Origin of the sequence: Mycobacterium gastri (assembly GCF_002102175.1) — a bacterium.
GTDB classification, from domain to species: Bacteria; Actinomycetota; Actinomycetes; order Mycobacteriales; family Mycobacteriaceae; genus Mycobacterium; species Mycobacterium gastri.
Genome location: NZ_LQOX01000118.1, coordinates 1 through 19,969, shown reverse-complemented (window position 1 = coordinate 19,969; position 19,969 = coordinate 1). Strand labels below are relative to the sequence as shown.

Annotated in this window: 22 protein-coding genes, 1 tRNA gene and 1 pseudogene; 12 read left to right on the top strand and 12 right to left on the bottom strand. The window is 66.6% G+C overall.

Annotation, left to right across the window (positions count from 1 at the left end; genetic code table 11):
• The first annotated feature begins 1 nt into the window (after nt 1).
• From AWC07_RS16540 to AWC07_RS16530, 3 genes are all read left to right on the top strand, one after another.
• The gene (locus tag AWC07_RS16540) at nt 2–1,153 is read left to right on the top strand and encodes a glycosyltransferase family 4 protein (RefSeq protein ID WP_085105148.1); all 1,152 of its coding nucleotides are present in this window, start codon (nt 2–4) and stop codon (nt 1,151–1,153) included.
• Nucleotides 1,154–1,291: 138 nt separating this feature from the next.
• Nucleotides 1,292–3,154 carry a PE family protein gene (locus AWC07_RS16535; RefSeq protein ID WP_036418974.1) on the top strand — a complete coding sequence of 621 codons (1,863 nt, stop codon included), beginning with the start codon at nt 1,292–1,294 and terminating at the stop codon, nt 3,152–3,154.
• Nucleotides 3,155–3,237: 83 nt separating this feature from the next.
• Nucleotides 3,238–3,936: a demethylmenaquinone methyltransferase gene (locus AWC07_RS16530; protein ID WP_085105147.1), complete on the top strand. Its 699-nt coding sequence runs from the start codon at nt 3,238–3,240 to the stop codon at nt 3,934–3,936.
• On the opposite strand, the gene AWC07_RS16525 is transcribed toward AWC07_RS16530, so the two are convergent.
• Both AWC07_RS16525 and menJ read right to left on the bottom strand, forming a co-directional pair.
• Nucleotides 3,933–4,280, bottom strand: coding sequence for a DUF732 domain-containing protein (locus AWC07_RS16525; RefSeq protein ID WP_036419566.1), 348 nt, complete (start codon nt 4,278–4,280; stop codon nt 3,933–3,935). The genes AWC07_RS16530 and AWC07_RS16525 overlap by 4 nt on opposite strands.
• A gap of 38 nt (nt 4,281–4,318) precedes the next feature.
• Nucleotides 4,319–5,581: pseudogene (menJ, locus tag AWC07_RS16520) on the bottom strand (menaquinone reductase); the annotation flags it as partial.
• On the opposite strand from menJ, the gene grcC1 reads away from it, so the two are divergent.
• The 4 genes from grcC1 to AWC07_RS29845 all read left to right on the top strand — a co-directional run bounded on the left by grcC1 (nt 5,561) and on the right by AWC07_RS29845 (nt 8,451).
• Nucleotides 5,561–6,568 carry a nonaprenyl/(2E,6E)-farnesyl/geranylgeranyl diphosphat synthase gene (gene grcC1 / locus AWC07_RS16515; protein WP_036419563.1) on the top strand — a complete coding sequence of 336 codons (1,008 nt, stop codon included), beginning with the start codon at nt 5,561–5,563 and terminating at the stop codon, nt 6,566–6,568. The pseudogene menJ and the gene grcC1 sit on opposite strands and share 21 nt — an antisense overlap.
• Before the next feature lie 97 nt (nt 6,569–6,665).
• Entirely contained in the window at nt 6,666–7,526 is an 861-nt protein-coding gene (htpX, locus tag AWC07_RS16510; RefSeq protein ID WP_036419561.1) for a zinc metalloprotease HtpX, read from the top strand.
• A 295-nt stretch (nt 7,527–7,821) separates the two neighbouring features.
• Complete coding sequence (locus tag AWC07_RS16505) at nt 7,822–8,178, top strand: type II toxin-antitoxin system HicB family antitoxin (RefSeq protein WP_036419559.1); 357 nt, start codon at nt 7,822–7,824, stop codon at nt 8,176–8,178.
• A gap of 39 nt (nt 8,179–8,217) precedes the next feature.
• Complete coding sequence (locus AWC07_RS29845; RefSeq protein WP_139829737.1) at nt 8,218–8,451, top strand: hypothetical protein; 234 nt, start codon at nt 8,218–8,220, stop codon at nt 8,449–8,451.
• Here the strand turns inward: AWC07_RS29845 and AWC07_RS16495 are convergent.
• Nucleotides 8,448–9,473: an NAD(P)H-dependent glycerol-3-phosphate dehydrogenase gene (locus AWC07_RS16495; RefSeq protein ID WP_139829736.1), complete on the bottom strand. Its 1,026-nt coding sequence runs from the start codon at nt 9,471–9,473 to the stop codon at nt 8,448–8,450. The two genes, AWC07_RS29845 and AWC07_RS16495, sit on opposite strands and share 4 nt — an antisense overlap.
• A gap of 168 nt (nt 9,474–9,641) precedes the next feature.
• On the opposite strand from AWC07_RS16495, the gene AWC07_RS16490 reads away from it, so the two are divergent.
• A complete protein-coding gene (locus AWC07_RS16490) occupies nt 9,642–11,156 on the top strand; it encodes a trypsin-like peptidase domain-containing protein (RefSeq protein ID WP_085105146.1) in 1,515 nt (504 codons plus the stop codon).
• 19 nt (nt 11,157–11,175) lie between these two features.
• Here AWC07_RS16490 and AWC07_RS16485 read toward each other — a convergent pair whose 3' ends face one another.
• Both AWC07_RS16485 and AWC07_RS16480 read right to left on the bottom strand, forming a co-directional pair.
• Complete coding sequence (locus AWC07_RS16485; protein WP_036412386.1) at nt 11,176–12,672, bottom strand: flavin-containing monooxygenase; 1,497 nt, start codon at nt 12,670–12,672, stop codon at nt 11,176–11,178.
• A 188-nt stretch (nt 12,673–12,860) separates the two neighbouring features.
• Entirely contained in the window at nt 12,861–13,352 is a 492-nt protein-coding gene (locus AWC07_RS16480; protein WP_036412388.1) for a YajQ family cyclic di-GMP-binding protein, read from the bottom strand.
• A gap of 65 nt (nt 13,353–13,417) precedes the next feature.
• On the opposite strand from AWC07_RS16480, the gene AWC07_RS16475 reads away from it, so the two are divergent.
• Nucleotides 13,418–13,501, top strand: a tRNA-Tyr gene (locus AWC07_RS16475).
• Between the two features lie 236 nt (nt 13,502–13,737).
• On the opposite strand, the gene AWC07_RS27670 is transcribed toward AWC07_RS16475, so the two are convergent.
• The 3 genes from AWC07_RS27670 to AWC07_RS16460 all read right to left on the bottom strand — a co-directional run bounded on the left by AWC07_RS27670 (nt 13,738) and on the right by AWC07_RS16460 (nt 15,876).
• Nucleotides 13,738–13,914, bottom strand: coding sequence for a hypothetical protein (locus AWC07_RS27670; protein WP_167380091.1), 177 nt, complete (start codon nt 13,912–13,914; stop codon nt 13,738–13,740).
• Between the two features lie 133 nt (nt 13,915–14,047).
• Nucleotides 14,048–14,851 carry a mycofactocin-coupled SDR family oxidoreductase gene (locus AWC07_RS16465; protein WP_036412392.1) on the bottom strand — a complete coding sequence of 268 codons (804 nt, stop codon included), beginning with the start codon at nt 14,849–14,851 and terminating at the stop codon, nt 14,048–14,050.
• 233 nt (nt 14,852–15,084) lie between these two features.
• Nucleotides 15,085–15,876, bottom strand: a complete 792-nt coding sequence (locus AWC07_RS16460) for an SDR family oxidoreductase (protein ID WP_084293479.1) — start codon at nt 15,874–15,876, stop codon at nt 15,085–15,087.
• Between the two features lie 186 nt (nt 15,877–16,062).
• On the opposite strand from AWC07_RS16460, the gene AWC07_RS16455 reads away from it, so the two are divergent.
• Together AWC07_RS16455 and AWC07_RS16450 are read left to right on the top strand one after the other, a co-directional pair.
• The gene (locus AWC07_RS16455) at nt 16,063–16,485 is read left to right on the top strand and encodes a DUF2784 domain-containing protein (RefSeq protein ID WP_244187612.1); all 423 of its coding nucleotides are present in this window, start codon (nt 16,063–16,065) and stop codon (nt 16,483–16,485) included.
• A 184-nt stretch (nt 16,486–16,669) separates the two neighbouring features.
• Entirely contained in the window at nt 16,670–16,924 is a 255-nt protein-coding gene (locus AWC07_RS16450) for a hypothetical protein (RefSeq protein WP_036412393.1), read from the top strand.
• 483 nt (nt 16,925–17,407) lie between these two features.
• Here AWC07_RS16450 and AWC07_RS16445 read toward each other — a convergent pair whose 3' ends face one another.
• The 3 genes from AWC07_RS16445 to AWC07_RS16440 all read right to left on the bottom strand — a co-directional run bounded on the left by AWC07_RS16445 (nt 17,408) and on the right by AWC07_RS16440 (nt 18,596).
• Entirely contained in the window at nt 17,408–17,848 is a 441-nt protein-coding gene (locus AWC07_RS16445) for a DUF5994 family protein (protein WP_036412395.1), read from the bottom strand.
• A 271-nt stretch (nt 17,849–18,119) separates the two neighbouring features.
• Nucleotides 18,120–18,254, bottom strand: a complete 135-nt coding sequence (locus tag AWC07_RS29375) for a hypothetical protein (protein ID WP_279628891.1) — start codon at nt 18,252–18,254, stop codon at nt 18,120–18,122.
• Between the two features lie 138 nt (nt 18,255–18,392).
• Nucleotides 18,393–18,596, bottom strand: a complete 204-nt coding sequence (locus AWC07_RS16440; protein ID WP_036412397.1) for a cold-shock protein — start codon at nt 18,594–18,596, stop codon at nt 18,393–18,395.
• A gap of 383 nt (nt 18,597–18,979) precedes the next feature.
• On the opposite strand from AWC07_RS16440, the gene AWC07_RS28830 reads away from it, so the two are divergent.
• The gene (locus tag AWC07_RS28830) at nt 18,980–19,459 is read left to right on the top strand and encodes a DUF5994 family protein (protein WP_341865250.1); all 480 of its coding nucleotides are present in this window, start codon (nt 18,980–18,982) and stop codon (nt 19,457–19,459) included.
• A gap of 102 nt (nt 19,460–19,561) precedes the next feature.
• On the opposite strand, the gene AWC07_RS16430 is transcribed toward AWC07_RS28830, so the two are convergent.
• Nucleotides 19,562–19,969 (bottom strand): HNH endonuclease signature motif containing protein (locus AWC07_RS16430; protein WP_139829735.1); only part of this gene is annotated, 408 nt, incomplete at its 5' end.

Below are 19,969 nucleotides of genomic sequence, written 5' to 3'. Positions count from 1 at the left end.
GGTGCGCGTTGCGATTGTCGCCGAGTCGTTTTTGCCCAACGTCAACGGTGTCAGCAACTCGGTGCTGCGCATCCTCGAGCACCTGCGCCGCACCGGTCATGAGGCCATCGTGATCGCCCCGGACAACCCGCCCGGTGAGCCACGCGCCGACCGTTTGCACGACGGTGTCCGGGTCCACCGGGTGCCGGCGCGGATGTTCCCCAAGGTGACCACGCTGCCCCTGGGTGTGCCGGCCCCACGAATCCTTCGGGTGCTGCGCGGCTTCGGCCCCGACATGGTGCATCTGGCGTCACCGGCGCTGCTCGGCTACGGCGGGCTGCGCGCGGCCCGCCGTCTGGGCGTGCCCACGGTTGCGGTGTACCAGACCGACGTACCGGGATTCGCCGCCAGCTACGGCATTCCGCTGATGTCGCGCGCCGCGTGGGCCTGGTTTCGCCATCTGCACGGTCTTGCCGACCGCACCCTGGCGCCGTCCACGGCAACCATGGAAGACCTTGCCGCCCAAGGCATCCCGCGGGTCTACCGGTGGGGACGGGGAGTCGACCTGCTCCGGTTCGTACCGTCCGCCCGCGACGAAGCGCTGCGCCGGCAATGGTCGCCGGACGGCCGGCCGATCGTCGGCTTCGTCGGCCGTCTGGCCCCCGAGAAGCATGTCGAGCGGCTCGCGTCCCTAAGTGCCTCCGGCGCGGTGCGGCTGGTCGTCGTCGGCGCCGGAGTGGACCGGCGCAAACTCGAATCGGCAATGCCCACAGCACTTTTCACCGGAGCTCTGCACGGTGAAGAGCTCGCGCGGGCATATGCCAGCATGGACGTCTTCGTGCATCCCGGCGAACACGAGACGTTCTGCCAGGTCGTGCAGGAAGCGCTGGCGTCGGGGCTGCCGGTGATCGCCCCCGACGCCGGCGGCCCCCGCGACCTGGTTGTTCCCTACCGCACCGGGTTGCTGCTGCCGGTCGCCGAGTTCGAGGCCCGGCTGCCGGGCGCCGTCGCCCACCTGGTCTGCGAACGCAACCGCTATGCACTCGCGGCGCGGCGCAGCGTGCTGGGCCGCGGCTGGCCGGTGATCTGCGACGAGCTGTTGGGCCACTACGCGGCGGTGCTGTCGCCGGCTGCTCGGGCGCGCGATTCGGTGTGGCGAATGCGCCACGCCTAAGGCACGCTTCAGGTTTCGACTGTCGGTGTCCTTCTCGTGTCGCGGCATTGGGCGCCTGGTTGCTCAATTTGCCGATGCGCAACCCGGCACGGCGATAGCATCGGCGTGTTCGGGGGGCCGGCGAGGAGGATCGGCGTGGTGTCGTATGTGATTGCCGTACCACAGCTGGTGACAGCCGCCGCAGCGGACTTGGCGGGCATTGGGTCGGTAATCGGTGCGGCCAACGCCGCGGCGGCCGCTCCGACAACGGCTCTGGCGGCGGCGGGTGCTGACGAGGTGTCGGCGGCTATCGCGGCGTTGTTTGCTGCGCACGCCCAGAACTACCAGGCTCTGAGCGCCCGGGTGGCGGCGTTTCATGGCCAATTCGTCCAGGCCGTGACTGCTGCCGGGAATGCCTATGCGGCCGCTGAAGCCGCTAACGTCTCACCCCTGCAGGTCCTTGAGCAGCAGCTACTGGGGGTGGTCAATACGCCCACGCAGGTGCTACTGGGGCGCCCCCTGATCGGTGATGGCGCCAACGGGGCTCCTGGGACCGGGCAAAACGGCGCGGCCGGCGGGCTGCTGTTCGGCAACGGCGGCAGCGGCGGATCCGGCGGTGGCACTCATCCCGGTGGCGGCAACGGCGGTGACGCCGGGCTGTTCGGTTCGGGCGGCAGCGGTGGTCTGGGTGCGCCGGGTGCGCCCGGCGGCAATGGCGGCAGCGGCGGGTTGTTGTACGGCGCCGGTGGGGCCGGTGGGGCCGGCGGCAACGCCATCGTGCCTGGCCAGAATGGCGGGGCGGGTGGCAACGGGGGATCGGCCTGGTTCTTCGGTCAGGGCGGTGCCGGTGGGGCGGGCGGAGTGGGTGCGACCGGCGCCGGCGGCGTCAACCCCAGCCCGCTGCCGGCCGGCCCCCCGGCGAGCGACGGTTCACCGGGTATCCCTGGAACCTTCGGCGGAAACGGTGGGCCCGGCACCAATGGAGTCAGCAGCCCCACCCAGGGGCAGGCGGGCGGTACCGGCGGTGTCGGCGGCAGCGGCACGATCTACGGGGGCAATGGAGGTGTGGGGGGTAACGGCGGTGTGGGCGCCCCGGGCGGTGCGGGCGGCGATGGCGGCTTCGGCGTCCAAATAGCGGGCAATGGCGCTAACGGAGGTAACGGCGGTGCGGGCGCCCTGGGAGGGCAAGGTGGCACGGGCGGTGAATGGGGCGGTACTTCCTTTACTTCCTCGGGACACGCCGGCACCGGCGGCACCGGCGGCGCCGGGGGTACCGGCGCGCAGGGTGGCGCCGGCGGCACCGGCGGGCCGGGCTTCGTGGCCGGCGCCGGCGGTTCGGGCGGGCCGGGCGGCGTTGGCGCCGCGGGTGGATCGGGCGGCTCCGGGGGCGCCGGAGGCGCCGGCGGTCATGGCGGCCTGCTGATCGGCAACGGCGGATCCGGCGGCGCGGGTGGTGGTGCCGGTGCCGGTGGCGTCGGCGCGGACGCCGGTGCCGGTGGTCAGGGCGGCAGCGGCGGCGCCGGACCCGTCGCGGGCGGCGGCGCCAACGGTAACGGCGGAGCGGGTGGTTTTGGAGGTGTCGGAGGTAGCGGGGGCACTGGCGGTACCGGCGGCGCCGGGGGTGCCGGAGGCTACGGTGGCTTCCTGATTGGCGATGGCGGCGCCGGTGGCCTCGGGGGGAGTGCTGGCGGCGGCGGCATGGGCGGCCACGGCGGTGTCGGCGGCGCCGGCGGTAACACCGGCTTGGTTGTCGGGAACCTGGTCGGTGCCGGCGGCAACGGCGGCAACGGCGGCAACGGCGGCACCGGAGGTGCCGGCGGCGACGGCGGAAGTGGCGGTATTGGCGGGGCAGGCGGGCTTTGGGGCCATGCTGGCGCGTCGGTCGCCGGCGGCAGCGCCGGTAGCGGCGGTACCGGCGGCAACCCGGGGTCCGGAGGTTCTGGTGGAGCGGGGTTGTCGGGCGGCGTTGCTGGCCAGGCCGGTCAGACGGGGGCGAGCGGCGACGACGGCCTGCCCGGCTGATCCGCGCTTGACGGGCCCGTGCTGGCAACGGTGGTCACGGGCGGGCAGTTCGCCGCTCGGCCGAGGCGGGTAGCGTCTGGCTGGTGAGTCGCGCGGCCCTGGACAAGAATCCCCGCGACGTCGCGTCGATGTTCGACGGTGTCGCCCGCCGTTACGACCTGACCAACACCGTGCTGTCGCTGGGCCGGGACCGTTACTGGCGGCGCGCCACCCGGTCGGCGTTGCGGATCGGTCCCGGTGACAGGGTGCTGGACCTGGCCGCGGGCACGGCGGTTTCCACCGTGGAGCTGGCGAAATCCGGAGCATGGTGTGTGGCGGCCGACTTCTCGGTCGGGATGCTGGCCGCCGGTGGCGGCCGCAAGGTGCCCAAGGTCGCCGGCGACGCCACTCGGCTGCCGTTCGCAGACGGGGTGTTCGACGCGGTCACCATCAGCTTCGGGCTGCGCAACGTGGCCGACTTCCCGGCCGCGCTACGCGAGATGGCCCGCGTCACTCGCCCCGGGGGGCAGTTGGTGGTGTGCGAATTCTCCACGCCCACAAGCGCATTGTTCGCCACGGTGTACAAGGAATACCTGATGCGGGCGTTGCCGCGGGTGGCGCGGGCGGTGTCCAGCAACCCCGACGCCTACGTGTACCTGGCGGAGTCGATCAGGGCCTGGCCGGACCAGGCCAGCCTGGCCGGCCACATTGCGCGGGCCGGGTGGTCGGCGGTGCGGTGGCGCAACCTGACCGGCGGAATCGTGGCGCTGCATGCCGGGTACAAGCCCGGCGAACCCGATTAGCTGGTGCCGGCCCGTTGCAGAAAGCCGACCTGCTCGGGGCAGTAATGGTCGATCGCGGCACCCAGGAATTGGAACGCCTGCCCCTGGGTGGTTCCGCGCGGCAGGTTGCGCTGCAGGAACGTCGCCGAGTTGTAGGCAGTGTGGTCGACGCCTCGTTCCAGCCGCTCGCAGCTGATCTTGGCCAGCCACGCGAGCTGATCCTGCGGGCCGTAAACGCCGAAACTGTTGACGGTTTGCTTGAACGTGTAGTCGTAGTCGTCGGCCTGTGCGGGTGCGGCCAGTGAGATGGCAGCCACCGCCAGCGCGGCCGTGGAGGCGATAAGAGCCAGCCCCGTTCCCTTCATTAGCCGGACTATACACCTCGTCACACGTACCGCAGGGCTCAACTGAACGGCGGCCGGCGATCGATCAGCCGCGACGCCCGCCCGGCGCCGCGCCACACCCGCGCCACCCAGTCGGCGTCGTCGTCAGTGACCAGGTTGGCCATCACGCGCACGGCGATGGTCATCAGTCTGGTGGAGCGCATCGCGACGGGACCGGTCGTTGGCAGGAACCGCTGGAAGGTCAGCAACAACGCCAGCCTGCGCGCCACCGAGAATCCCCGGGCGTAGTGGTCGTGCAGCAGCGACGGCCACAGCCGGGACAGGTCGCGTGCGTCCAGCACTTCGGCGGCCAGCCGCCCGGTCTCGAGCCCGTAGTCGATGCCTTCGCCGTTGAGCGGGTTGACGCACGCCGCGGCGTCGCCGATCAACATCCAATTCGGCCCGGCCACTCCGGAAACCGCGCCGCCCATCGGCAGCAGCGCCGACGCCACCGTCCGCGGCTCGCCGGGAAAGCCCCACTCGTCGCGGCGCAGGTCGGTGTAGTACGACATCAGCGGCCGCAGCGCCAGCTCGGCCGGTCGTTTGGTGGTCGACAGCGCGCCCACGCCGATGTTCACCTCGCCGTTGCCCAGCGGGAAAATCCAGCCGTAGCCGGGCAACACGGCGCCGTCGGGCGAGCGTAGTTCCAGATGCGACGTGAGCCATGGATCGTCGGCGCGCTCGGTGGTCAGGTAACCGCGGGCGGCGATGCCGTAGACCGTCTCCTGATGCCACCGGCGGCCCAGCTTGCGGCCCAGCGACGACCGCGCCCCGTCGGCGACGACCAACTGCCCGCAGCCGACCTCGGTACCGTCGGCCAACCTGACCGACACCACTCGTCTCGACGAATCATGATGCACCGCAACGACTTTCGCGCCAAGCAGCATACGGGCCCCGGAGTCCTCGGCGACCTTGCGGATGCGCTCGTCGAGCTCCGTGCGGGCCACCGCGCTGCTGTGCGCCGGGAACGACGGTCCGGGCCAGGCGATTTCCACCTCGCCGCCGAATCCGCTCATCCGCAGGCCGTGGTGGCGGATGCGGCCGGTCAGCCACCGGCCGAGCCCCAGCCGTTCCAGTTCGGCGATCGCCCGCGGCGTCAGGCCGTCACCGCAGGCTTTGTCGCGCGGGAAACCGGCGGAGTCGATGACGAGGACGTCCCGGCCGCTGCGGGCGGCCCAGGCCGCCGCCGCCGACCCGGCCGGTCCGGCGCCCACGACTACCAGGTCGGCTCGGGTCTTCATGCTCACCAGTATGTTGGTCGAATGGGAACTCCGGCGACCGTGGTGGCAGGCGTCGACTTCGGGGACGCCCGGTTCGCCACGGCTGTGCGTTCCGGTGTCGCGCGGATCGAGCAGCTCATGGACGCCGAGTTGCGCAGCGCCGATGTGGTGATGATCGACTCGCTCCTGCACCTGTTCAAGGCCGGGGGTAAGCGGTTCCGGCCGCTGTTCACCGTGCTGTCCGCCCAGGTCGGGCCGGACCCGGAGGCCGAGGAAGTGATCATCGCCGGCGCGGTCGTCGAGCTGATCCACCTGGCGACGCTCTACCACGACGACGTGATGGACGAGGCCGAGGTCCGCCGCGGGGCCCCCAGCGCCAACGCGCGCTGGGGCAACAACGTCGCCATTCTGGCCGGCGACTATCTGCTGGCGACGGCGTCGCGGCTGGTGTCGCGGTTGGGACCGGCCGCGGTGCGGATCGTCGCCGACACCTTCGCTGCCCTGGTGACCGGTCAGATGCGCGAGACTCGCGGCGCCCCGGAAGGGGTGGACCTGATCGAGCAGTACCTGACGGTGGTGCACGAGAAGACCGGCAGCCTGATCGGGGCCGCGGGCCGGTTCGGTGCCATGTTCTCCGGCGCCGACAGTGATCAGGTCGAGCGGCTGAGCCGCCTGGGCGGCATCGTCGGCACCGCGTTCCAGATCGCCGACGACATCATCGACATCGACAGCGAATCCGACGAGTCGGGAAAGGTGCCCGGCACCGATCTGCGCGAAGGCGTGCGCACGCTGCCGATGCTCTACGCGCTGCGCGACACCGGGCCCGACGGCGCGCGGCTGCGTGCGCTGCTGGCCGGACCCATCCACGACGACGACGCGGTGCTCGAGGCGCTGGCGCTGTTGCGCGCGTCGCCGGGGATGGCCAAGGCCAAGGAGGTGCTGGGCCAGTACGCCGCCGCGGCGCGTCACGAGCTGGACCTGCTACCCGATGTTCCGGGCCGGCGGGCACTGGCGGCGCTGGTCGACTACACCGCCAGCCGGCACGGCTAGCAGGGATTATCGGCGCCGCGGAACCCGGCGGACCCTTCCGGACGTTGAGTCAGCAGTAAATCGGCAAGCCGAGGTGTTCGTAGGAGGACACACACTGATGACCTGGCATCCGCATGCCAACAGGCTGAAGACGTTCCTGCTGTTGGTCGTTATGTCAGCGATGATCGTGTTCGCCGGCCGGCTGTTCGGTACGACGGCAATGTGGCTGGCGGTGCTGTTCGCCGTCGGGATGAACGTCTACGTCTACTTCAACAGCGACAAGCTGGCCCTGCGGGCCATGCATGCGCAGCCGGTCTCCGAGCTGCAGGCGCCGGTGATGTACCGGATCGTGCGCGAGCTGGCCACCGCCGCCCACCAGCCCATGCCGCGGCTGTACATCAGCGATACCGCTGCGCCCAACGCGTTCGCCACCGGCCGCAACCCCCGCAACGCCGCGGTGTGCTGCACCACCGGCATCCTGCAGATCCTCAACGAGCGGGAGCTGCGTGCGGTGCTGGGCCACGAGCTGTCGCACGTCTACAACCGCGACATCCTGATCTCCTGCATCGCCGGCGCGCTGGCGTCGGTGATCACCGCCCTGGCCAACATGGCCATGTGGATGGGCATGTTCGGCGGCAACCGGGAAAACAGCAATCCTTTTGCATTGCTTCTGGTTTCATTGCTGGGCCCGATCGCCGCGACGGTGGTGCGGTTGGCGGTGTCGCGGTCCCGCGAATACCAGGCCGACGAATCGGGTGCCGTCTTGACCGGTGACCCGTTGGCATTGGCGTCGGCTTTGCGCAAGATCTCCGGTGGCGTGCAGATGGCTCCGTTGCCGCCGGAGCCGCAGCTGGCCAGCCAGGCGCACCTGATGATCGCCAACCCGTTCCGGGCGGGCGAGCGGATCGGGTCGCTGTTCTCGACGCACCCGCCGATCGAGGACCGCATCCGCCGCTTGGAGGAGATGGCACGCGGTTAGGAGTTCTCAGATGTGCTAGCGCCTGCGCTATCACATCTGGCGGAGTCATATTTCCCTGGAGAGCCAATTGCGCGTGGGCACCATGTGGGCCTTTTCGAATACGCTAGCGCCTGCGCTATCAGATTTAGCGGGCTCCTATTTCCTTGGAGACCTAATTGTGCGTGGGCACCATGTGGGCCTGTTCGAATACGCTAGCGCCTGCGCTATCAGATTCGCGGGGGGTCTATTCCTTTGAGGAGCGGGGAGCGGCCCCGGGTGACTGCCGGACCGCGAGCGCATCTGCTACCAATCCGGCATGAACCGATACACCTACCGCGTGCAATGGTGCCCCGAATATGACGAACACATAGGTACCTGCGTCGAAATGCCATACCTGACGGGGAGGGCGCCGACAGCGCAGGAAGCGATCGCCGCTATAGAGGACGCCGTTGATCAGCATGTGTCTGCTCTGCGCGGGTGCGGCGAGGAGGCGCCGACACCACTGAGCGAACGCAGTTATAGCGGCACCCTGGTGATCAGGACCTCACCGGCGCTTCACGCCCGCCTCGCCATTGAGGCTGCCGAACAACGTGTTTCGATGAATCATTGGGTAGTTCAGAAGCTGGCGGATCGTCAATCAGGCGGCAGCTTCGGACGTTTCCCGTTCGATTAGTGGTACTTTCCGCAACGAATGGCCCCTCGTGAGGCCACCATGGACGTGCACATTCCCGCCAGTGGCGTGGTGCTGACGCTGCCAGTCCGTAATCGCTGGCTGCGCAGCGTGGTCGAGCTAGTTGACCGCGATATGAGGCGTGACTGCGGTGCGTTCCGGGATGGCAGCCAACGCCTGCGTCAGCCGGGGCAGCGCGCATACCGAACGCAGATTTCCGGTGCGATGGGCGCTGACTATGTAGAACGCCGCGCTGGCATCAGCAAGCGAAGCTAAAACCCTGAGCCGTAGACCTCGTGTCCGGGCTCGTCGAGCATCAGGCCGTGATAGGCCTGTTCGACGGTGGAGCCGTGGTTGATGACGGCGTCGACTTCGCGAGCGATGGGCATGTTCAGCCCGTACTCGTTGGCGAACTCCATGACCACGCTGGCCGCCTTGACGCCCTCGGCGACCTGGTTCATCGACGCGATGATCTCGTCGATGGGTTTGCCCGCGCCCAGTTGTTCGCCGACGTGGCGGTTACGGCTGCGCTGGCTGGTGCAGGTGACGATCAGATCACCCAGACCGGCCAATCCTGGGAAGGTCTCGGTGTCGCCTCCCATCGCGACGCCGAGTTTGGTCATTTCCCGCAGCGAGCGGGCGATCACCAGCGCCCGGGTGTTCTCGCCGATGCCCAGCGAGTAGCCCATGCCGACGGCGATGGCGAACACATTCTTGAGCGCCCCGGCCATTTCGACGCCGATGACGTCGTCGGTGGTGTACACCCGGAAGCGCCGGGTCCGGAAAAATACTGCCAGCTGGGTGGCCAGATGTTGATCGGGCATGGCCAGGACCGCCGCGGCCGCATAGCCCTCGGCGACTTCTCGGGCGATGTTGGGACCGGCCAGGATGCCCGCCGGATGACCGGGCAGGATCTCCTCGATGATCTGCGACATCCGCATGTTGGTGCTCTGCTCGAGCCCCTTGACCAGGGACACCACCGGCACCCAGGGTCGCAGTTCCTTGCTCAGCTCGGTAAGCACACCCCGGAATCCGTGCGAGGGCACCCCCATCACGACGACGTCGGCGCTGTTGGCGGCTTCGGAGAAATCGGTGGTGGCGCGCAGCGTCTCGCTGAGCACGACGTCGTTGCCGAGATAGCGGCTATTGCGGTGATTGGCGTTGATGTCGCTGGCGGTCGCCTCTGAGCGCACCCACTGCAACGTCGGCACCCGCCGTGCACAAATGGACGCCACCGTGGTCCCCCAGGAACCGCCACCGAGGACAACGACTTTGGGTTCGCGCTTTTCAGCTGCCATGGGGCACAGCCTATTGCGGTAACCCGACATTTGACAGCGGTTGATCGCCGCCCGCGAACCCGGAGACGAAGTCGAAACCAACGACCTCCGAGCATGGGACTTCGGCCCCTACCCGGCGGGGCAACCACGCCGGGATCGTGAAGATAGCTGTTCTATCGAGGAGGAATCATGTCGCGACGAGCGAGACCGCCGCGCGAGAGATATCTACCCTCTTGTAGCGTCCGGACGTTCGTACTGCTGATCGCGGCCGCGTTGGTGCTGCTGGCCGGGTCGCCGGGTGTCGCGTCCGCCGACGGCGGACGCCCGCAGGCGAACCCGGAACAGCGAGCGGCAGCGCTGATCCGGCCGGCAGTCCTATATCTTGCGGCCCAGGCTCACGGTCAGGTTCGGCTGCCCGACGGCCAGCTGCTGTCACTGTTCGGCGAAGGTTCGGGTATCCCCTTCACTGCGACGTGGACCTGCACCGCATTTGTCGTCAATCCCGACGGGTGGGTGGCGACCGCAGGTCACTGCGTCGATCCGGAGACGGCCAAGCAGCTGATACTCAAGCGTGCCGCCAGTGAATTCGTCGCCCAATTTCCCGACTCGCCGGTGGGCCACAATCCCGGCGCGACGCTGGACTGGCTCACCAAGAACGCGCGGGTCGAAGGTCAGACCCCCGACCGGGGGCCCGAGATCAGCCTCATGCTGGGATACGGAACCGGGACAAAGCTCGCCGAGAAGCTCCCGGCCACCGTCGTGGACTTCCGGCCGATGGGCAAAGGCGACGTCGCGCTGCTCAAGGTGGAAAAGCACAACCTGCCGTCGTCGGAGCTCGCCACCGACGCCGACGTCAGTATCGGGGCACCGGTTCTCGCCGTGGGTTTCCCGGAGACGACGCAGCGGGTCACCGGTATGTCGCTGGACCCGACGAACAAGAGCGGCAAGGTGAGCAAGAAGTCGACCATGGAATCGAGTCCGATCTATGAGATCGATGCCCCGGTCGCCGAGGGCATGAGCGGCGGGCCCACCGTCGAACTCAACGGCAAGGTGATCGGCGTGAACAGTTTCGGCCCCGTCGGCGAACCGCAGCCGTTCAACTTCATCGCGCCCGCAGACAGTCTCGCGGCGCTGCTGGCCGGCAAGGGTGTCAAGCCGATGCTCGGACCCGCCGACCTGTACTACCGCCAAGGACTCAACCACTATTTCTCGGGCCAGTACAGCGAGGCGATCTACGATTTCGATCAGGCCCTGGCGCTGTCACCCGACTATCCGGGCGTGGCCGATCTCAAGACGAGCGCGGCCAACCTACGTCAGCAGTACGGTGACGCGCCGGTGTTTCTTCGCTCAAAACCGGTGTGGTACACGGTAAGCGGCGTCTTGCTGCTGCTCACGGTGGGCGGCTGGGTGACCTTCATGGTGCGCAAGAGCCGTCGGCTGCGACGCACCGAAGCCGAAGCCCAAGCCATAGCCGAAGCCGAAGCCGAAGCCCAAGCGGAAGCCGCCGAAGCCGCCGCAGCCGCTGCTGCGGATACTCAGCCGCCGCGGGCGACCGGCACCGTCCGGCCACTGGGCCTTGTTCCCGCCCCGTCGAGTGAGCCGCACTTCTGTGCCAACTGCGGAGCGGCGCACCACCCAGCCGAGAAGTTCTGCCCGAACTGCGGCAAAAAAATCCCGGCCGGCGAATCGGCGCAACCCGCCTAGCTAGGGCGCCTGCCTGCCGTTAGCCCACTACCGCCGCGCGGTCGGCGGCACGGCCGAACACCATCGCCTCCTCGATGCGGTCGAACCGGTAGTCGATGGCATCGGCGAAGTAGTTCTGCCGCACATTCCACGGCCTTTTGGTGCCCGACCTGGGCAGCGCGTGCAGCGAGCGCAGCACATAGCCGGCCTGAATGTCCCAGGAGGGCTTCTCGGTCATCGGCTCGTCGCCGCGGTGCGGGTAGGCATGGGTATAGCCGTGAGCAGCCATGTGCGCCAACAACTTTACCGTTGCCCGCGCCGTCATGTCGGCCCGCAACGTCCAGGACGCATTCGTATAGCCCACACACCAGAACAAGTTCGGCACGTCCTCGAGCATGTGCGCCTTGTAGACGAAGCGGTCGCACGGATTGATCCCGACGCCGTCCAAGCTGATCTTGACACCGCCAAGGGCCTGCAGTTGCAGGCCGGTGGCGGTGACGACCATGTCGGCATCGAGGTGTACGCCGGACTTGAGCGCGATGCCGGTGGCGTCGAAATGGTCGATGTGGTCGGTGACGACGTCGGCGCGCCCGTCGGCGATGGCCGTGTAGAGGTCAGCGTCGGGAATCAGGCACAGCCGTTGGTCCCACGGGTTGTACGTGGGCTTGAAGTGGGTATCGACGTCGTAGCCGGCGGGCAGGTTCTTGATCGCCATTCGCCGCAGCAGCCACTTGATGAGTCGTGGCGTCTTGCGGGACAGGAACCAGAACGCCGCCTCCAGCAGCGCGTTGTACATCCGGATCGCCAGATGGGAAGCCTTGCGGGGCAGTACTTTACGAGCACCTGCGGCAAACCTGCTGTACTTGGACCCCGAGATGAGGTAGGTCGGCGAGCGCTGCAGCATCGTCACCTTGCCGGCCCTTTCCGCCATCGACGGGATCAGCGTGACCGCGGTGGCCCCGCTGCCGATCACCACGACCTTCTTGCCGGCGTAGTCCAGGTCTTCCGGCCAGTGCTGCGGATGCACCACGGTGCCGCCGAACTGCTCGATGCCGGGGAATTCGGGGGTGTAGCCCTGGTCGTAGTTGTAGTAACCGCTGCCGAAGAACACGAACCGGCTGCGGCATTGCTGTGCGACGCCGCCTTGCTCGAAGGTGACGGTCCAGGTGTCGGTGGCCGAATCCCAGTCCGCTGCTAAGACGTGACTGTTGAACCGGATGTGGCGGTCGATGCCGTACTTGTGGGCGGTGTGGGTCAGGTACTCGCGGATGTGGTCGCCGTCGGCGACGCCTTCCTTTCGGGTCCATGGTTCGTAGGGAAAGCTCAGCGTGAAGATGCTGCTGTCGGAGCGCACCCCCGGGTAGCGGAACAGGTCCCAGGTGCCGCCGATCCGCTCGCGCCGCTCCAGGATGGTGTAGGAGAGTTCGGGGTTGCGTTGCAGCAGCCGGTAGGCCGCGCCGAGGCCGGAGATCCCGGCGCCGACGATGACGACGTCGAAGTAGGCCGTGTCGATGGCTTCGTGAGGGCTCACGGTCATGCCAAACCTCGCTTGGATTCGGGTATGCCTCATCCAGAGTAGGCACCCACCGGTTGGTCGGGCCACGGGATGGCTGCCGCGGTTACTGCATGAAGCGAATGGGGCGCCGCGAGCGTAACGCCAGTGCGAAAATTGGCGCCGCGCGAAATCTCGCCGTGGCATTACGTTCGGTGCGGCCCGGGCAGCACCTATCGGTAGTTGACGAACTGCAGCGCCACGTCCAGGTCGGCGTTCTTCAGCATCGCGATGACGGCCTGCAGGTCGTCGCGCTTCTTGCTGGTGACGCGAATCTCGTCGCCCTGGATTTGGGTCTTGACGGTCTTGGGCCCCTCGTCGCGGATCAGTTTGGTGATCTTCTTGGCGTTCTCGCTGCTGATGCCCTGCTTGATGGTGCCGGTGACCTTGTAGGTCTTGCCGGAGGCCTGCGGCTCGCCGGCGTCGAAGGCCTTCATCGAGATGTCGCGGCGGATCAGCTTTTCCTTGAAGACGTCGACGGCGGCCTTGACGCGCTCCGCGGTAGACGAGGTCAGCTCGACGGCCTCCTCACCCTTCCACGCGATCTTGGTGTCGGTGCCGCGGAAGTCGAATCGCGTGGCCAGTTCCTTGGCCGCCTGGTTGAGCGCGTTGTCGACCTCCTGCCGGTCGACCTTGCTGACGATGTCGAACGATGAGTCCGCCATTCGATCGGTCCCTTCTTCGATAGCCCTATGTGCTTTGTCTACCCGGTCGTTGTAACCTGTCTGGCGGCAGGTTGCCCGAGCGGCCAATGGGAGCGGACTGTAAATCCGTCGCGAAAGCTTCACAGGTTCGAATCCTGTACCTGCCACCACGAGTCAGGGGCGGTGTCAGCTCGCGGACCTCAATGGCGATGGCGCCCACTGTCACCATGACGAAGACCAGTAGGTCGGTCCGGGTGGCGACGGTCTCGTCGGCGTTCTTTCCGCGCTTGGCGATGTGGCGCAGGCCCGCGAAGCCGAGGTACACCGCACCTGTTACGGCTGCGCGGATTCCCCAGCCACCGGTGAACGGACTCACCAGGCCGATGAGCCCCATGCTGAGGTTCGCCTAGCCGAGCTCGTGCACCACTTGTTCGGCGCCCGCGTCCTCGATTGCGAGAATGCCGCGCGCGGTGCGCCCCGGTTTTGGTGAGTTGGCTGATGCCCGCGACAAGTAGCCGGGTGCCGACTCCCAGAACGCCCCACCACAAGCCGAACACGACGGCGGGGTTGCTGCCGGCCTCACGCAGTGAACGTTCCGGGTGCTGGCTCCGGTGTCCAAGTCTGGTGACCCAACGCGCCGCCCGCTATGGACTCTGGGCCACCGGGCGGATCGCGCGGTCACTTCGGATTCCGCAGCGGCCGATCCCGACGCGACGTCAATTGATGCGGGCACTGCCGCCGAGGCCGATCTCCAAGACGCTGCCGGTGATGACCCCGGGGTCGGTGACCAGGTAGACCACTCCACGGCTGACATCCTCGGGCTGCAGCCACGGCAGCGGGATCGGGTTGGCTTTCATCATGCGGCGCACCAGATCGTCGGGAACGTCGTCACTTCCCGTCGGCTGCACCATCGGGGTCTGGGTGGTGGTCGGGCAGACGACGTTGACCGTGATGCCCTCCTTGGCAACCTCCAGGGCGAGCGACTTCGCCAGTCCGATGACACCCCACTTGGTGGCGTTGTACGCGGCGAGTTCGGGGATGCCCATTCGCCCGCCCATCGAGGATGTCACCACGATCCGGCCGTAGCGCTGACGGCGCATCACCGGTATGGCCGCGCGAAGGGTGTGAAAGGTACCGGTCAAGTTGGTGTCCACCAGCTGCTGCCACACCTGATCGCTCACGTCCTCGAGCGGTCCGGTGCTGACGATGCCGGCATTGGCCACGACGATGTCGAGGCTGCCCAGGTCGGCGAGCGTCTGCTCCACGGCCGTGCCGACCTGGGCCGGGTCGCGGATGTCGAGGGTTATCGGTAGACAGCGCCGGCCCAGCTCTTCCACGAGTTTGGCCGTGTCGCGGAGGTCAGCTTCGGTGCTGAGCGGGTAGCTCAGGTTTGCCATCGGCGCGGGCACATCGCCGATGGCGATGTCCGCTCCCGCGGCTGCCAGGGCCAACGCATGTGCACGCCCCTGCCCCCGGGCCCCGCCGGTGATGAAGGCCACGCGTCCATCCAAGGCACCCATAGCCGGCTAGGGTAGCAGCCCTACCCGGCTATCGAGGCAGCACCGAGTAGGTCGCGAAATCGATTGCAGTGATGGGTATTTCGCCTGGGCTGTCAGTTCAGTGGGTTATGGGCGGATATCCGGTGTTGGTTCAGGTGTTGGTTCAATGGCAGCGCAGATTGCCGAAACTGTGCGGAGCCAACCCGCTTCGCCTCATTTCGGCGGCGGAATGGGCGGAGTCGCGCTCGACGCACTCAGTGGCGAGCGGCGACGCCGGCGACGCCGGCCGGTACCGCGCCCGCCGCCACCGCCAGCGGTTTGGCGTTCTCGCGCAGCCACCACTGGGCGCTGACCGCGTGCGAGCGACTGTCGAAATCCCCATGCGCGCCACAATCTTTGCCGTCTCCGTCGTCCACCGGTTGCCACAGATTGGCGTCTCGAGTGTTGGGGTGATCGGTCTGCTGCGACGAGTAGCCGTTGCGGGCCAGATAGCAGTCGAGCAGGGCGGGAAAAAGCCGCTGGCCCAGCAGGGTCGCGGTGGTGCTGGCGCCCACCCAGTATTCCTTGTGCCTGGGGTGTTTCGCCGCATAGTAGACCGCGCGCGCCGCGACCTCGGGTTGGTAGATCGGTGGTACCGGTTGCGGTTGTCGCGGCAGCCGGGACAACACCCAGGAAAACTGCGGAGTGTTCAGTGCCGGCATTTGGACGACGGTCACGTGGACGTTGCTGTTGTCATGCAGCAACTCGGTGCGCAACGACTCGGTGAACCCGTTGACCGCGTGTTTGGCCCCGCCGTAGACCGACTGCAGCGGGATCGAACGGTGGCTCAGGGCCGACCCGACCTGAACGATCGTGCCGTGATCGCGGGGGCGCATGCGCCGCAACGCCGCCATGGTGCCCCAGACGAAGCCCAGATAGGTCACCTCGGTGGCGCGGCGGTATTCGTCGGGCGTGATCTCGTGGAACGGGGCGAACACCGAAGTGAACGCCACATTGACCCGGACACCGCGGACGTGACTGCGTGGACAACCGCTTGCGAAATCCATCGAGACGCTGGGCGCTGCTCCTCACGCCCACCGGTTACCCCGTTGGGCAGGTGTTAAGTCGCGGAATCGATGACCGCCGCTCGACGAGAGCTCCGTACCGCCGGCCGTGTGCCGTCTCGATGAAACCGGGGGACATTCGATCTACCGTGGTAAGCGCCCTTGGATGGGTTATGGAAGGTGCACCCGTTGACCGGAGACATGTACATCGCGGTGGTCGTCGTGGTGGTTGCCGCCCACTTCGCCTACATCGCCTACCTGGTGGTCGGCGGGTTTGTCGCGTTGCGATGGAGTCGGACGATGGCCTGTCACGCGTTCGCGGTGGCGTGGTCGGTGGTGAGCTTCACCGGGCACCTCAACTGTCCGCTGACGGGCCTTGAGCGATGGGGTAGGGCACATGCCGGGATGGCGCCGCTGCCACCGGACGGTTTCATCGCGCACTACATCACCGGAGTGGTTTATCCGTCCGGGTGGTCCGGCCCGGTCGCGATAGCCGTCTTCGCGCTCGTCGCCGTCTCGTGGATCCTGGTGTTCGGGTGGCACGCGCGCCGCCGAACGGTCGAAGCGAAGAGCGAGCGGCAGGCTCATGGTCTGTCCGAGATCACCGGGTAACAGCGGCGAACGCGCAACTATGACCCGGTCAGTGGGACGCTGAGCATTCTGGCGGCCAGCGGTCGGGGCGCATGGATAACGACGGCCGGTTTCGTGAACAGCGGCGGCTGCCTCATCCTCACCGCCGGCGGTCTCCGTGTCTTGGCCGCGTTGCCCCGCGTGGTGCTGGGGCTGGCCGGCTGCTGTGGTCTGGCGGTTGCCGCACTGCCCGATCGACGGGGTACCGCAAGCGCCCACCTGGCGGCTGCCGCTGCTGGCAATCTGGCCGTTGCTGGCCGTCTCACGGGACATGGTGACGGCCCGAGGGCGGCGCGCGGCCCGCGAGTACAAGTTGCCGGGACCATGGCGGATTCTCGTGGCGGTGCCGATTCGCAATATGCGGCCCAATCATCACCCGAGCACCGAGGCGTCGATGCAAATGGCGATGGACTACCGCTAGGAATAACCAACGGTTACATCGGCTGGTCGACTCGTCGTTGGCCCAGCCGGACAGCTCCGCGAGCCGGTCGGCTGGAGCGCCACCGGGTAAGCTGTCGAGGCCGCAAATCGATGACGACGACCCAATGTCGCGGATTCACCGCGCGGATTTGCGCGCCGGGCGGACAACGTGAGTTGGCCGACCTGATAGCGCAGTTGATTGCCGAACCACATGATCGCCGGAGTCAAAGTTGTTGGTATGCAACCGGTGAACCCGCTACGAGCAGGCTGCGGACTGAATGTTGCGGTGACAGCTCGCGGCGACGTGCTCGACCTGAGCGTGTAAGTATGTTTCTGGACAAGGGCCGCTCAGTCGTCACGCAGATGACATCACATGTCACGAAGCATTCGCCTAACCGGCCGGCGCCATTAGCAGCGGTGCAATCTCTACCCGAACCAGTTGAATAACAACCTAACCGAAGAAATCTGTTGCCCCTCCCGCGTTTTAGTCATGCAGTAGCCAGTCGGTTGTCGAGGTGTTATTCCGGGTGGCAGCCGCCATCATATAGTCATGTGCGCGGTTCGGGTCGGTGTGATGGGGAACTACCAGCAGGACGATCTTTTGGTTAGCACCGAACACTTCGACGGTATTCGCCGGTTGCCGGTGGTAACCGGAAAGTCTTACCATTCGTTGACCGATGCGCATCTTTGTCGGTGCTTCCGCCCATTCGGCGAGGTGGTATGTCACGCGGTCGATGGGGCCGAGCCTAACGGACAGTACTGCTAGCAGATCCGGCAATTCAATTGGAAGATCGTCGGAGTGTGGCCACCATGCCCCATCGACGTACCCGGTAGTGGGCGCCTTGGGTTTCAAGCGCAAGCGGGGAGTGTTCTCCGGCGGCGTGTGCCGGGAACCGGTTATGGTTGAGCCTCGTTTTCGCGTCATCCGACGCTCCCGTCTTGGCCGCGATCCGGCCAAACCGATTTATCGGTGATGACGCAATCTCAGATGGTCGCGTGTGAGGAACCGCCGATGGTCAGATACTACTCGCAGTCGGCAACCAGAGCGCACCCGGCTGTTTACAGCGTTCGGCTTGCGCTTCGGCGCGCTGACCGGCAATTATGCCGAAAGAGTTGGCGCGCCAATGAATTCAGCTCAAGAAATGCGACGTGGGATACGTTATCGACGAGGTGTCATGTCCGCAAAAGCCACTGTCTCAGTGGCGTTTCGGCTTCAGCGCATCGTCCCGGGCGGCTGTGTGCTCCGCTTTGGCGCGCTTGGCAGCGCGTTTCTGCTTGAGTGTCTGGCTGGATTTCTTGCCCAGAGATTGGCGGGGAGACTTATCGGACACGACTGGCCCCTTCGTATGGGGCCTGGCTGGTCCCGGTTTCAAGAGCGTACGCCGCTCGAGCGGATAAAGGCTAGTGCAGGCAACCGAGCGGTGGGCCGGCGAGACACTGCCTGCCGGCCCACCTGACGAAGCGGTCTCTTAGACGGGTGTCACTCCCGTCGCTTGGGGTCCTTTGGCGCCTTGGCCGACCTCGAATTGAACCCGCTGGTTCTCCTCAAGCGACCGATAACCGCTTCCGAGTATTTCTGTGTAGTGAACGAATACATCCTCTGCACCGCCGTCAGGAGCGATGAAACCGAAGCCTTTGTCGCTGTTGAACCACTTCACAGTTCCCTGTGTCATACCTTTTCCAACTTCTTTCTTTTTAGAATGGATGCACGGAAACGACATCCACCCTCAAGGTAGCACGTTGGGTGGCGGTAGCCCGTACCGCGAGCGCACGCCCGCCTGATCATCGACGAATTAGCCTTTGGCTCAATATATTTCAAACATTCTGCGGTTCGAGCCTCTGCGGGGTGTAGCGTCTCCGGTGAACGTTTATTAGACAACCGGATCCTCGGGTGTCACCACAGCGGACGTGACGATCATTGATGGGCTTCGTTTGTCGGTCCCTCACATGCGTGTGTCGGGTCGCACCTAGACGAACGGATCGTGATGGAACTCCGTGAGCAATGCCGGAATAGCGCACTGGCAGTGACGATTTCGTTGATGCCCTGCGGCCGGGAGTGGGCCGCGCAGCCTGGTGTCACCGCCCGGACTGTCCGCACGGTGGCGTTGGCAACCACGGACGCTTCGTGAACGCGACCGTACACGGACACCGCGTGGCCAGCCCGGTGCGGCTCACCTTGGCGACCGACCTGGGTGCACCATTGGACGGGGGATGGTGGCCGCACAAGGCCTCGATAGCGCAGGAGCTTCCCGACCTCATTGATGCGCTGTCCACGCGACTGGGCGACATTGCGGCAATCAGCATCAATTGGTCGTCGGTGGCGGGTTCGCCAGATCTGGACTTGCTGAACTGTATGAGGATGGCGAACCACGTTGGAATCATTGGCCACCAACGGCTGATGTGGGTCACTGGCGTTGAAACATCGGCAAATCTCCTAGTGGTACCGTGCCGGACCTCTCCTGCCCTCGCCATCATGGTGCTGCGTCAGGCTGCGACCCCCCCGCTGGTGAGTCACGGCGCCAGCGGCGTGAGCTGAAGCCGTTGGTGGTGCCGATCCGCGCAGGGAGGTTTGACGGCCTGTCTGTGGTTTGCGTCTGCCGCGGTATGGTGTTGCGCTGCAATGTAATTGTGGTGGCGGCTATGGGGGTTCCGTTTCGTCGTCGTCTCCGTCGCGGAGCAGTTTTTCGGGGTGATGGAACGTGTTGGTGCGGGGCTGGCCGCGGTCTTGGTGGGCTGGGGGGAGCCATTCGGTGTCGCCGTGGGTGTTTTTGCGGGTGGTCCAGCCTTGGTCGGCCAGTTTGTGGTGGGGGCCGCAGGCGAAGGTGAGTTGGTTGATGTCGGTGGTGGGCGACTCGGCGAACGGAATCACATGGTGGACTTCACAGTAATACCCTTTGACGTCGCAGCCCGGGGCGCTGCAGCCACGATCGCTGGCGTACAAGACGATTCGCTGCCCCGGTGAGGCCAGCCGTTTGCTGTGATACAGCGCCACGGCTTTGCCGTGGTCGAACACGGCGAGGTAGTGGCGGGCGTGGCGGCCCAGGCG